The 13,138-nt window shown below is 43.9% G+C and carries 14 protein-coding genes; all 14 read right to left on the bottom strand.

Translation table 11 applies throughout. The features are described from left to right. Positions 1-63 precede the first annotated feature (63 nt). The 14 genes from mreD to ACQCT5_RS07790 all read right to left on the bottom strand — a co-directional run bounded on the left by mreD (position 64) and on the right by ACQCT5_RS07790 (position 13,133). Positions 64-585 carry a rod shape-determining protein MreD gene (mreD, locus tag ACQCT5_RS07855; RefSeq protein WP_499640679.1) on the bottom strand — a complete coding sequence of 174 codons (522 nt, stop codon included), beginning with the start codon at positions 583-585 and terminating at the stop codon, positions 64-66. Then, positions 582-1,484 (bottom strand): rod shape-determining protein MreC, encoded by a 903-nt coding sequence (gene mreC / locus ACQCT5_RS07850; protein ID WP_499640677.1) that lies wholly within the window; start codon positions 1,482-1,484, stop codon positions 582-584. Before mreC ends, mreD begins: the two co-directional genes overlap by 4 nt. 17 nt (positions 1,485-1,501) lie before the next feature. After that, positions 1,502-2,518, bottom strand: a complete 1,017-nt coding sequence (locus tag ACQCT5_RS07845) for a rod shape-determining protein (RefSeq protein ID WP_499640675.1) — start codon at positions 2,516-2,518, stop codon at positions 1,502-1,504. 191 nt (positions 2,519-2,709) lie between these two features. Beyond that, positions 2,710-3,405 carry a RadC family protein gene (gene radC / locus ACQCT5_RS07840; protein WP_499640673.1) on the bottom strand — a complete coding sequence of 232 codons (696 nt, stop codon included), beginning with the start codon at positions 3,403-3,405 and terminating at the stop codon, positions 2,710-2,712. Positions 3,406-3,460: 55 nt separating this feature from the next. Continuing rightward, positions 3,461-4,018 (bottom strand): Maf family protein, encoded by a 558-nt coding sequence (locus ACQCT5_RS07835; protein WP_499640672.1) that lies wholly within the window; start codon positions 4,016-4,018, stop codon positions 3,461-3,463. A 176-nt stretch (positions 4,019-4,194) separates the two neighbouring features. Then, positions 4,195-5,328, bottom strand: a complete 1,134-nt coding sequence (locus ACQCT5_RS07830) for a hypothetical protein (RefSeq protein WP_499640670.1) — start codon at positions 5,326-5,328, stop codon at positions 4,195-4,197. 163 nt (positions 5,329-5,491) lie between these two features. Then, positions 5,492-6,217: a pilus assembly protein PilO gene (locus ACQCT5_RS07825; protein ID WP_499640668.1), complete on the bottom strand. Its 726-nt coding sequence runs from the start codon at positions 6,215-6,217 to the stop codon at positions 5,492-5,494. After that, entirely contained in the window at positions 6,214-6,888 is a 675-nt protein-coding gene (locus tag ACQCT5_RS07820) for a PilN domain-containing protein (RefSeq protein WP_499640666.1), read from the bottom strand. The genes ACQCT5_RS07825 and ACQCT5_RS07820 overlap by 4 nt, the downstream gene beginning before the upstream one ends. Positions 6,889-6,890: 2 nt before the next feature. After that, positions 6,891-7,871, bottom strand: a complete 981-nt coding sequence (gene pilM, locus ACQCT5_RS07815) for a type IV pilus biogenesis protein PilM (RefSeq protein ID WP_499640664.1) — start codon at positions 7,869-7,871, stop codon at positions 6,891-6,893. A 24-nt stretch (positions 7,872-7,895) separates the two neighbouring features. After that, positions 7,896-8,645 (bottom strand): prepilin peptidase, encoded by a 750-nt coding sequence (locus tag ACQCT5_RS07810; protein ID WP_499640662.1) that lies wholly within the window; start codon positions 8,643-8,645, stop codon positions 7,896-7,898. 2 nt (positions 8,646-8,647) lie between these two features. Then, positions 8,648-9,106 (bottom strand): type II secretion system protein, encoded by a 459-nt coding sequence (locus tag ACQCT5_RS07805; protein WP_499640660.1) that lies wholly within the window; start codon positions 9,104-9,106, stop codon positions 8,648-8,650. Between the two features lie 97 nt (positions 9,107-9,203). Then, entirely contained in the window at positions 9,204-10,412 is a 1,209-nt protein-coding gene (locus ACQCT5_RS07800) for a type II secretion system F family protein (protein WP_499640658.1), read from the bottom strand. Next, positions 10,413-11,453: a type IV pilus twitching motility protein PilT gene (locus tag ACQCT5_RS07795; protein ID WP_499640656.1), complete on the bottom strand. Its 1,041-nt coding sequence runs from the start codon at positions 11,451-11,453 to the stop codon at positions 10,413-10,415. It abuts the gene before it with no gap. A 12-nt stretch (positions 11,454-11,465) separates the two neighbouring features. Beyond that, complete coding sequence (locus tag ACQCT5_RS07790; protein WP_499640654.1) at positions 11,466-13,133, bottom strand: GspE/PulE family protein; 1,668 nt, start codon at positions 13,131-13,133, stop codon at positions 11,466-11,468. Positions 13,134-13,138: the final 5 nt, after the last annotated feature.

Genomic DNA, 13,138 nt, shown 5'->3' with positions numbered 1-13,138 from the left:
AAATAAAAAAAGATTACTAGAATCAGTATGTAGAAGAAAAGCTGACTAAAATAGACAGCTTTCTTAGAGTTCATCCTTTTGTTCATATGCCAGCTTTTCCATGAACAGTTTCAATGGAAAGATGAAGATCAGCGTAAAAATGGCATTAAATATCATTGTCGGAACCAGTCGGCCGGCAAGGAAATTCTGATGAAGAATATCGGTAGTCCCGATTAGAGTATGAATGCTGTACACCAGATACTCCACTCCCGCAACAGCTAATGTGATCATAAAAAAAGCAATGAAAATATTAGCCTGCAACGCCTTCATCAGCTTCGATACAAAATAGGAGGCAACGGGATAAGCAAATAAATATATCCCCAACACTTCCGTATAGACAATATCATAAAGAAGTCCAAATACCATCCCGAAAATAATCCCGATATAGGAACCTGTATAGATCGTGCAAAGAATCAGGGTGATCAGCACATACCTGGGGACAATGACCCAATCAGCCTTTATATTCCCCAGAAAAAACATGTCAACCGTCATGCTTTCCAAAATAAACAAACAGAAAATAAGGGCTGGTAAGACATACTTCCTCACTCAGAATCCCCCTCTTCTGTTTCTTCTTCTTCAACAGACTCTTCCACCGGTTCTTGATCTCCGGATATTAACGTACGTTTCACGATCATCACTTGACTGATATCATAGAAATTTGCTGCCGGTTTTATGTAGGCCATCTGAGTTAGCCCATATTCATCCGGAACGACCTCTGTCACTTCGCCGATAATCAGGCCTTCCGGGAAGATTCCACCAAGACCAGAGGACAAGACGGTCTGTCCTTCTTTCACTTCCGCCTGATGAGGGATCCTTTTCAGCAAAAGTGCACCTTTTTCATCATCATAACCTTCAATCAATCCAAAGATGCTTTCATCTCCCTGGATATAGGCGGATATGCGGTTTTTCGGGTCAAGGGAGCTTAACAGCTGTACGGAGGAAGTAAAAGGATTCGCATGCTTCACCTTACCGATCAAGCCGCCAGCTGTAATAACAGCCATGTCCTTTTCCACACCGTCCTGTTTCCCTTTATTCAAAATGATCTGCTCGCGCCACTGATCCGGATTTCTACCGATAACCGTAGCAGGCAGTGGATCGTAATCCCTGAGCGAGTCCAGCTCACCGATCACTTCTCTTATTTCTGCGTTTTCCTGTTCAAGCTTGTGCGCTTTTGTTTCGAGCATTGCGTATTCTTCTAGTCTAGCACGCAAAAGTTTATTTTCCTCATACGTATTCTTCAAGTAGTCTACGTTCTCAAAGAAACCCGCAACATAATGTGCGGGCCGATAGAAGATGGATTGCACAAAGCCTGTCGAGTCTTTAACAAACTGTTCAGGCCAAGTCAATTGGTCCCGTTCTTTCAAGGAGAAACCAATCAATGCCACTAGAATAATTAAGCTCACCAACAAAATGATCAACCTCTTATTGAGGAAAAATTGCGGCATGACTTAACACCTTCTTTTTAGCGATAATCTCTTGATCTCTTCTTAAATTCGTCAATATAATCCAAAGCTTTACCTGTTCCGATTGCAACACAATCCAATGGATTTTCAGCAATGATAACCGGCATTTTCGTTTCATCACTGATTACTTTATCCAGGTTACGCAGCAACGCGCCTCCACCTGTCAAAACAATTCCGCGGTCCATGATATCTGCTGCAAGCTCAGGTGGCGTACGTTCCAAAGTCGCTTTAACAGAATCAACGATTGCGGTAACTGTATCTTTCAATGCTTCTTCCACTTCTTTGGCGGAAATTTCGACTGTTTTCGGAAGTCCAGTCAACAAGTCACGGCCGCGGATATCCATCGGTTCGATTAATTCCGAATCACCGGCAGATCCCACTTCAAGCTTCAGCGCTTCAGCCGTTCTTTCCCCAATCATGAGGTTGTAGTTTTTACGGATATAAGCAATGATGGCATCGTCCATTTCATCCCCTGCAACGCGTATGGACTGGCTTGTTACAATTCCCCCCAAGGAGATGATGGCAACTTCTGTTGTTCCGCCCCCGATATCCACTACCATGGAACCAGTAGGCTCCCATACAGGAAGATTGGCACCGATTGCCGCTGCAAATGGCTCTTCAATCGGATATGCATCGCGTGCACCAGCTTGACGAGTTGCATCAATAACCGCTCTCTCTTCAACAGCCGTGATTCCGGATGGAACACATACCATCACATACGGTTTACGTGAAAAAGCGCTCTTATTGCGCAACGCCTGCTTAATATAATATTTCATCATAATCGCAGTTGTTTCATAATCAGCGATTACTCCATCCTTCATCGGACGAAGCGCCACCACATTACCTGGTGTACGGCCGATCATATTTTTCGCATCGTTCCCTACAGCAACAATCTGCTTTGTGTCGGTTTGAAGTGCCACGACTGACGGCTCACGCACAACAATCCCTTTTCCTTTAATAAAAACTAGTGTATTGGCTGTTCCCAAGTCAATACCAAGATCTCTCGTTCCAAACATAAATGTGTATCTCCCTTTCTGAAACTAAATGCTGAATGGTGGTTAAAAGTGATAAAAGCGGACAGAATTGCCCTCATTTATTTTATTAACATGTGGATAATGTAGTTTTAAGAAGATAAAGCTTGGAAAGAAAAGTCCCTTCCAAACTCATGAGTAATATTATAGCGTAGGATACGAAAAAAGCATAGTACTTACACATAGCCTTTTTCTTTTAAACTGATAAATTTCTGATCGCCGATGATCAAATGGTCCAAAAGCTCTATTCCAATCAGTTTGCCGCATTCATTGAGCCTTTTTGTCACATCTATATCCTCTCGGCTTGGCGAAGGATCTCCTGAAGGATGATTGTGCAGGCAAATAAAGGAAGCAGCTGAACGACGAAAAGCTTCTTTGAACACTTCACGGGGATGTACGATGCTGGCATTCAGACTGCCAATGAAAATAGTCTGCTGATGGAGCACCTGATTCTTGGTGTTGAGGTATAAACAGACAAAATGCTCCTGCGTTAAAAAACGCATATCTTCCATTACATAATTAGCAGCGTCCTCCGGCGATCGAATCACATAGCGGTCTTCATACTGGAGCCGATGAATGCGCCGACCGAGCTCCACTGCAGCCATTATCTGTACTGCCTTGGCACTGCCGATCCCCTTGATGCTCATCATTTCATCAACGGAAGCATCCTTCAGCAGCCTCAATCCCTCGAAAGTGGTCAACAGGCGGTTCGCAAGCTGCAGGACGGATTCTTCCTTCGAACCTGTACGAAGCATAATCGCCAGCAGTTCATGATTGGAAAGGCTTTGCGGCCCATCCTGAATCAGTCGTTCCCGCGGGCGCTCGTCTTCCGGGAAGTCTCTAATCATTAATGATGTAGTTGGTGCTGTCATTCTTTTTACCCCCTTTGCTTTATTGATACTACAAGCATAAGGGCAACCTACTGCGCTAAAAGAAGCTCTTCAGTTCACGGACCGTTCTAGACAAAGGCAGCCCAACCACAGAAAAATAATCACCATGGATCTCTTTCACAAACAATGCTCCCACTTCCTGAATACCATAGCTTCCGGCCTTATCCATCGGTTCTCCTGAGCGGATGTAGTATTCAATTTCTTCATCCGTCAGCTCCCAAAACGTAACCGCCGTCTTTTCAAAGAATGACACATGCCTATTTCCACTGACAATCGCAACTCCGCTGATTACATAATGAGTATTGCCACTCAGCATCTTTAACATGTATGTTGCTTCGTCTACATCTTTGGGTTTTCCAAGAACCAGTCCGTCATGGACCACTATGGTATCTGCGCCGATAATGACAGACTCCCTATTCTTCCTGGCAACATCTTCAGCTTTCTGAAGAGCCAGGTTCATTGCAATTTCTTCTGGATTTAACATGGGGTCAAAGGTCTCTTCAACCGAGCTGACCTTCACTTCAAAGGAGAGTTTTACTTGTTGGAGGAGCTCCTTTCTTCTGGGGGATCCTGAGGCTAAAATTAGAGGCTTCATACTTTATCACCTTTTCCTGAAATTTTTCAAACAAGAGAGATACAGACCCATCGTATCACAAAAAACTGCCGTACAACAAACAAATACCACCCAAAATCAAAACATGCATTTCCACATAAAAAGAGGTTCCAAAAGAATATTTTGGTAACCTCTTAAGTGTAAAAAATATCCATTTTTCAGTACAGAAATGCTGTTGCTTCTAATACTTTCTGCTGTGCATTCCACAATTCCGAGGTGTCTTTGGAGGTTTGGTATTGCTGAATGTGCTGATACGCACCAACAAGCAGGTCTTTCCACTGTTTAGGGCCTTCTGTCATCTCTTCTGCTTTGACTGCCGAGATCTTTTCAAAGTGTCCGTTCATTTTTTCCACTGCAGCGCTATCAAGCGAACCTCCCTGAAGCAATAAGGAGGATGCTGCAGCCAAATCCTTATATAGCCCTTGTCCTTCCTGAAGGACTGTCGCATCCTGAGCGGTTAGGGAGTTGAAGGTTTTTTCCGGGATGGCAAACTCCTTCGCATAGGTTTCCAGTCCTTTTTCGGTTGCCATCGCACCAAGACTCTTCATTCCTTCGACCGTTTCTCCGATCCCCACCAAAACATAAATAGTATCAGTGCCAATAGCAACAGCTGAAAATCCCTGGCTTTTGAAAGTATCGATCGTCGCATTTGCAGATTCCATATTGGATAACGCTCCCCCCTGCAGGACAGCTACACTTTGCGCAGGAATGGTCACACTTTGTTCGCCGCTTTTTCCAGTAGTGCCGGTATTATTCTTATCCGGTTGGTCTGATACAGATCCAGCAGCAGGCTGAGTTGGATTCAATGGATTATTATCAGATGAAATATTCATGATAGCTAGAATAAGAAAGCCTAAACAAGTTCCAATACCGACAGCCATCAAGATGGATACAATAAGTTGTTTTGAAAAGGACGGAGGAGTCAATTTCTTCTTGCCTAAGGAATGGGGACGCGGTTTCTTTCCGGTTGGTTTATTGATTTGACGCAAATCTTCTATATAGGAAGTTTTTCCTGCTGTTGTTTCCTTCTTCTCCTGCTTAACCGGCTCTTTCGGAAGAACCCATTCGAATTCTTCTTCCTCTTTCTTTTCTGCAGCTGCAGCCGTTTCATCCACGATAATTAGGGGCAGATCGTCCTCTTCCATATGGATATCTTCTTGTACTTGATCCTGGTAGCTTGTCACAGGTGCGTCCGATTGTTTTTTCGCTTTCTTTCTTTTTGAATGATGATGAAATGATTTTTCCTTCCCGTTAATTCGTATTTTCACTTCATGTGAATGATTCTTGTCCAATATTTCCACCTCCACTTACCTTGACAAAATATGTCTGCATTTGATTTGTTTCATCCTATCATAGAGCATAAAAAAAAGAACAAGACTTTTGTCGTCTTGTCCTAATAGTTTTCCGACACAATCCCCTAACATTAGGGCTTTCGACTGTTTCCTCGGAAATAATTTACTCATTGTCGAGAAATGGATTGGTCTTATTACTCGGTTCCGGTGCAGAGATCGGAGGCAGATCCTCCATCAAGTCCGCTAGCTCCGGATGGTAAAACGCTGATAACTGAACCGAATATGTGAGTGATGTCAATTCCTGTGCAATGGAAGTCAACTCGGGAAGTCCAGTGAAAGCAACCGATTCGATTTGAGTGATTCGCGTCAAACCTTCCAATTCCTCAAGGAAGGTAGTGAGATCTTCATAGTTATCGGACTCGATGGATAAATTGACGGTTACCTTCTTTAACCCTTCAGGCAAGTAGGCTTGTTCGGTCTGCTGTTCCGCTGTGCCTTCTGTGTCAGTAGAGCTGTTTGATTCCACATACTCATCCAATGTCGTAGTGGATGCTGAAAAATCCGCATCCCCAAATGTCATGTTCATGATTCTTGAATTGGAGACCACTTCCGCCTTCTCAAATTCGAGAATCAGCTGTTCTACATAGGAGGTGACAGGAATCTTACGCTGGAGTTCCATTGTATTTCCCAAGCCTGTTCCAGCCGATTCTTGCTGCTGATCCAGAACTTGTATCAATTGCTCCTCAATTTCAATTTCCTGCTTTTTCTGCTCCACCATCGTCTGTTTCGGTGCATAGTTTAAATAGTAGAAAAGGATGATTCCCATTACGAGCAATGCTACAACAGAGGCAAAGATGATGTAGTGCTTTCTCTGCAGTTCAATGATCATAGGTCCTCGCCTCCATCCTCTGATTCCGATTCCGTCCCGGTTTCTGTATCCTCTTCATCCGATTCGGTTTCTTCCCCCTCAGTTTCAGGAGCTTCCTCTTCTTCTGCCTTTATGGCAGCCTTGTCAAATTCGAGACTATACTGTGCAATATAACGAGGCAACACATCAGCGTCCTCCTCTTCATCAACAGAGGCGGTAGAAACACTTGATAGATTTACATTCTGGAAATAGCTGTTTCCGTTCAGATGATACAGGTAATAGGCTGCGTCTTTGGATTGATCGAACTGGACTGTTACATTCAATGCTCCACTCTCAGCATAGGAGAAGCTTTGTACAAACCCGCGGTTCGGAAGCATCCTTACTAGCTCCTGCATGACAGGAACCATTTCCACCGGATATTCCTCTGCCCATTGAACCGTATTCTCCAAGCGCTGAGCGGAGGGGGAGTTCTGAGGTGTCCGGATGGATTCTTCTTTAGCCGCACGCAACGCTTGGACGTTTTCAAGGCCTCTTTCAGCCCTTGCGACATCCTGGCTGACAAGATGCTGAAAGATTACTAGAAGAACAACCACAAACAGTACAAAGAAACCGCAAATCCCATATACAAGAGGAGTTGTTATGTTACGCGCCTGTTTTCTTGGCAATAGGTTAATATCTACTAAAGTTTTCATTCCTACACCTCTTTTAACGCTAACCCGAGTGGGAAATAATACTTAGGGTCAACAACCTCTTGATCTTGTGTATAGACATCCTGCTCATATGTATCAACCGGGACTGTAATCCGTTCTCTCAGCTTTGCCAATACCAATGGGAAGTTAGGATGATCCCCATATAGGAGAACTCTCTTCACTTCATCGGTCCCTTGGTTCAAGGAGTAACGGAAGAAATTCATGATCCGTTCCACTTCTTTGATGAAGTCCTCCAAAAATACGTTAAACTGAATAATATCCCCTGCCCACTCCATTCTCGTATTCGTCTCAGATACTTCCCATGTCTTAATATCTGTTGGAATCGCGATGGTTCTGACGAATACAGGAACATGCTTCATAAAAATACTAAGCGTGATGCAACTGATATCAAAATGAATGATTAATAGATGGTCATGCTCGTTCCGCTGTCCAAACTCATAGTAGAGTCTGTATAGGCAAAGAGAAGATACATCGGCCACAGTGGGCTTCATTTTATTTTCTTCAAAAATGGAAGACACCTGTGTGACCATTTCTTCCGGTGAAGCGAAAAGGACAAGGTCCGTTTTCTCGGAACGCTGCAGAACATGGACGTCAAACACTGGATCTTCAAATGGAAGGTGAATGGTCGAACCGAGCTCCAGATACAGGTGGCCGATAATCTCGTCATCCATCACATTCGAAGGAATGCTAAGCTTTCTCGTCACCACAAACTGATCGGGAACGACAAATCTGACATGCTTCCGCTTCAATCCCCATTCTTCCACACATTCCTCGAATATGAGACGAAAGATATTTTCATCGACAATTTTTCCATCACGCACGATGTTCGGCGGCAAAAATCGCTCCCTTGTCCGCTTGACCGTCAAAGGATTCAAACTCTTCAACTCTACCATTCTAATAACATGGTCACGAAACGTAATATTTATAATATTATTATGTTTAGGCTGTAAAAACGAAAATTCCATAGAGTAGAACTCCTTTTTGATTTACTAGAAGAGTAGAGAAAAGTACAGTTTCAAAATTTGCTCGCCTATAAAATAACTGATGAGCGCCGCCACTGCAATAGATGGTCCAAACGGAAACGGTACACCTTTTTTCACCTTACCAAACAGCATTCCAGTGAGGGCTGCAATCATCCCGATCAAGGAGGAGAGAAAGAACGCGAGAATGACCATCTTCCACCCCAAAACAAACCCGAGGACAGCAAACAGCTTGATATCCCCTCCACCCATACCGCCTTTGGAAACCATGGCAACAAGTGCCGGGATCGCAAAACCTACCGCCAGTCCGATCAGATGATTCGGAAGGGTCTGATACGGAATGAAAATTCTTTCAAAAATGAATAAAAGGAAAAAGAACAACAGTATTTTATTTGGAATGAGCATATAGTGAATATCAGTAATGACGATGATAATCAGCATCGAAATGAGGGTCCAAGCAATGACGAGCTCGTAGGTCCATCCCATCAATAGTGGCGCTAGGACAAACAGCACAGCCGTCAAAAGCTCGAATAATGGATAAATAGGAGACACGGCCTGTTTACAGTACCGACATCTCCCCTTGGAAAATACATATGAAAGGACGGGAATCAAATCAATCCCCGTCAATGTCTGCTTACAGCTTGTACAATGTGACCTCGGCGCCACAATTGACATGCCCTTTGGAACTCGTAGGCCGACTACGTTGTAGAAGGAGCCTAGGAGGAGGGCGAATAATATTATTAATAGTATGTTATACATTATTATTCAGTTTCTTCGTCTGATAATTTTGTAACACTTTCTCTATTTAATGATGAAACAGCTACTCCACCAGTTTCAGTGAAGATACCTCTAGTATCATTTACTAATCTCACTTGATCAACTTCACCATTTTCAATTATTACATATGAATCTGTAGTGTCATATGAACCATTATCTGGATCTTCAATCGTTTCAATAAAATCTTCACTTATTAACTTTGCGAGTGTCACTTTTCCTTCTGAATCAACAACATCTACATTAGCTGTTATAGCTAACCGAGCTGAATTCACCATCTGCTGAGCATTCGCAACGTGTGCATCCTTTTTACTATTATCAATCAAAGCCCCAATACTAGGAACAGCAATCGCAGCAATAATCCCCAAAATAACAACAACGGCCAAAAGCTCGATCAACGTCAAACCTTTTTCATTTTTTAACAAACTTCTGAATTTTTGTAACATCTTTAATATTCCTCCCATTTTGGAAATATGTAGCAATCCATTTATACTATAATTCTATTATACTATCTTACAAAATTCAATAAGATTTTACAGCATTTTATGACTGAATGTGGTTAAAAATATCGAACATTGGAACTAGGATGGATGTGACTATAGTCCCAACTATCACTGCGAGCACCACAATCATTAATGGTTCTATTAAACTCTTTAATCTATCCGTTGCATGGTCGACTTCTTTTTCATAGAACTCTGCTATTTTATCCAGCATCGTATCCAGTGATCCGGTACTTTCCCCGATAGAGATCATTTGTGTTACAAGTGGCGGAAAAGCCCAGTGCTCCTTCATTGGACCAGTCATGCTTTCCCCTTTTTCCAGGGACAGTTTGCTTTCGGCCAATACTTTAGCAATAACCTCATTTTCCACAATCTTCTCCACGATGCTTACCGCCTGTAGAATGGGCACGGAACTTGTAAACAATGAGCTTAGGGTTCTGGTAAACCTTGCAATGACTGCCTTTTGAAGCAATGGCCCAAAAATAGGCAATCTTAGCACAAAGTAATCCAGGTAGTACTTGGTTTCCTTGTTTGACTTTAAGGCCATAACCCCTAAAACCATTGCTAGAATCATCAACAGGAACAGCCACCAGAATGACTGCATCCACTCACTTGCTCCAAGCACAAACCGAGTGATTAGTGGAAGTTGTGCGCCAAAGTCGCTGAACATGGCGACAAAGGTAGGAACAACCCCTACCAGCAGGAAGATGACCACCCCAATGGCAATGACACCAAGCACCATCGGATAGGTCAATGCCGAAACGATTTTGGATCTCGTCTCACTCTGTTTCTCAAATTGCGTGGCAAGCCTGTCAAGCGTGTCATCCAGGGCACCGCTCGCTTCTCCAGCCTTGATCATATTGATGAACATGGTGGAGAACACTTTTGGATGCTTAGCGGCAGCAGCAGAGAGCGCGTTACCCTGTTTCAATTCCTCTTCGACATCAAAAAGTACCCTCTTCAGCGCCTTGCTGGATGTTTGGTGTGCCAGAACATTGGTGGCTTCCACAACTGAAATGCCTGCCCGGATAAGGGTAGAGAATTGGCGCAGAAAAATAACGAAGTCTCTAAGCTTTACCGGATTACCTATTGCGATATCCTTCGTGAAAATCGACTCCGGTATCTCCTCAATCCTGACTACACGTATTCCCTTTTCTTTTAATTGTACAATGGCTTCGCGACGGGATGCGCTGGTGATGGAGCCATCCTTCTTCCCAGCTGTATCCCGACCTGTATAGGTAAACCTGGGCATCTAATTCACCGTCTCCTGCAGAAAGCTTTCTGCTGATACTCTGCTGATTTCACTATTTTGAATAAGCTGCCTGATGCTCATTTCCAAGGTGTGCATACCAAGGGCTCTGCTTGTTTGCATCACGTTTTGAATCTGATGAATTTTCTCGTTCCGGATCAGGTTGGCAACTGCCGGCGTATTGACCAGGATTTCCGTCGCCACTTTCCTGCCTTGTCTGTCCAAAGACGGAAACAGCCTTTGCGAAACGATGGCTACAAGCACCGAAGCAAGCTGAATCCGGATTTGCGCCTGCTGCGGTCCTGGAAATACGTCAATGATCCGGTCAATGGTAGATGGGGCACTGGTCGTATGCAGTGTTCCCAATACAAGATGTCCTGTTTCTGCAGCGGTGATGGCAGTCTGGATGGTCTCCAGGTCACGAAGTTCCCCTACAAGAATAACATCCGGATCCTGTCTTAAAGATGCTCTCAGGCCTGTAGCAAAGCTCTTTGTATCGAATCCTACCTCCCGCTGATCGATCATGCATTGATTATGCCTGTGAAGATATTCGATTGGATCTTCCAAGGTAATGATGTGCTTCTTCATTGTGCGGTTCATGTAATCAATCATGGAAGCAAGTGTTGTCGACTTCCCGCTTCCGGTAGGACCAGTAACAAGAATCAGTCCTTGTGGCTTATCTACAAGACTATTCAAAATAGGCGGAAGGGAAAGCTCTTCAAGAGAAGGGACCCGGCTTGGGATGATACGTATTGCAATTGCGACGGACGTTCTCTGGCGATAGGCGTTCACACGGAATCTTGATATCCCTGGGACGCTGTAGGAAAAGTCCAGTTCCCCTTTTTCATCAAATGTCTGCCACATAAAGTCAGGTATCATCTGTTTGGCAATTGTATGGGTATCCTCGGGAGTGAGAATATCTTTCCCATAGCTTTTGAGCTCCCCGTTTATGCGAAAAACCGGTGGAACACCAACGGACAGATGGATATCCGATGCTTTATATTCATAGGCTGCATGGAGCCAATCGTTCATTTTATCCAGCATGCTTTTCTACACCTACTCTTGGAGGGCAACACGGAGAATCTCTTCGGTTGTGGTAAGCCCTTTTTTTACTTTTATCAAACCATCATCAATCAAGAAGACGGTATCCTTTTTATATGCGTACTCCCTTAATCGGGAAATTGGTTCGTTGTTCATGATCATCTTTTTCATCTGATCATTGATGACAAGCAGTTCATGGATGGCAATACGGCCCTTATAGCCTGTCATATTGCACGTGCCACAGCCTTTTCCACGCATCACCTTATCAATCTCCAGGCCGCGTTTTGCAAATATCTCTTTCTCTCTTACTGTCGGATCCTCCGGTTTGGCGCAGTCACGGCATACTTTTCTTACAAGACGCTGTGCAAGCACACCATTAATGGAGGAACCTACTAGGAACGGCTCCACCTTCATATCTACCAGTCTTGTAATGGTACTGATTGCGTCATTGGTATGGAGCGTACTCAGGACAAGGTGACCCGTCAAGGAAGCACGAATGGCAATCTCAGCGGTTTCCCGGTCACGTATCTCCCCGACCATGATGACATTCGGATCCTGACGAAGGATGGCACGAAGACCTTTTGCAAAAGTCATCCCAACATTTGTGTTAACCTGGATCTGATTGATGCCTTCCAACTGGTATTCCACCGGATCCTCAACAGTAATAATGTTTACTTCTTCACTGTTGAGGTGGTTCAGCGCCGCATACAGAGTGGACGATTTCCCTGACCCTGTAGGACCGGTAATAAGGATGATCCCAGTCGGTTTATGGATGAGGTCTGTAAAGCGCTCGTAGTTCTTTTCATTAAATCCAAGCTGAGTGATATCATTTAACGCACTGCTCATATCCAATATCCGCATAACGATTTTTTCGCCAAAAACGGTAGGAAGGGAAGAAACACGTACATCCACTGGATGAAAGTCAACGTTCGTCTTAATTCTTCCGTCCTGTGGAACTCGATGCTCGGTGATATCCATTTTTCCGAGAATCTTGATGCGTGCAATAAGCACATTTTGGGTATGCTTTGGCAAGACCCTCTCTGTCCGGAGAACGCCATCAATACGGTATCTAACGACCACCTTTGTTTCCTGTGGATCTATATGAATATCACTTGCCCGCTGCTGGACCGCATTCTGCAATAGTTGATTGACCAGTCTTACAATCGGAGAATCCTCTTCCGTTATCCGCTCGTCCTCCACCTTGACCAGTACATTCGGTTCGAAGCCTTCCAACAGCTCATCCATGGAATCGGACGTTTCATAATATTTATTGATGGATCGTAAAATATCGTCTTTTGTAGCAATGACAGGTTCAATTTCAAAACCGGTAGAGAGCCTAAGATCATCCATGGCAAAGAAGTCCATCGGGTCTGACATGGCAACGTACAGCCGATCATGTTCCTTTTTTAATGGAATTAAGATATTCCGCTTTGCAAACTCTTTGGACACGATATGCATCAACTTTTCATCAAAAGGGTAGCGGAATAAACTTACATGCGGAATACCCAGCTGAAATTCCAATACTTCAATAAGCTGCTGTTCGGTGATGAACCCCTTTTGGAGCAGAACATCTCCAAGCTTCTGTTCACGCGTTTTCTCCTTCAAAGCACTTTTCAACTGACTTTCGGTAATAATGCCGGCTTCGACCAATAAGTCCCCGAGCCTCTTTCTTGTCTGCACCATATGTT

The organism is Sutcliffiella halmapala (assembly GCF_050107295.1).
Classification (GTDB): Bacteria; Bacillota; Bacilli; order Bacillales; family Bacillaceae_I; genus Sutcliffiella_A; species Sutcliffiella_A halmapala_A.
Note: the sequence above shows the minus strand (reverse complement) of the source record. Positions and strands in the feature narration are given on the sequence as shown.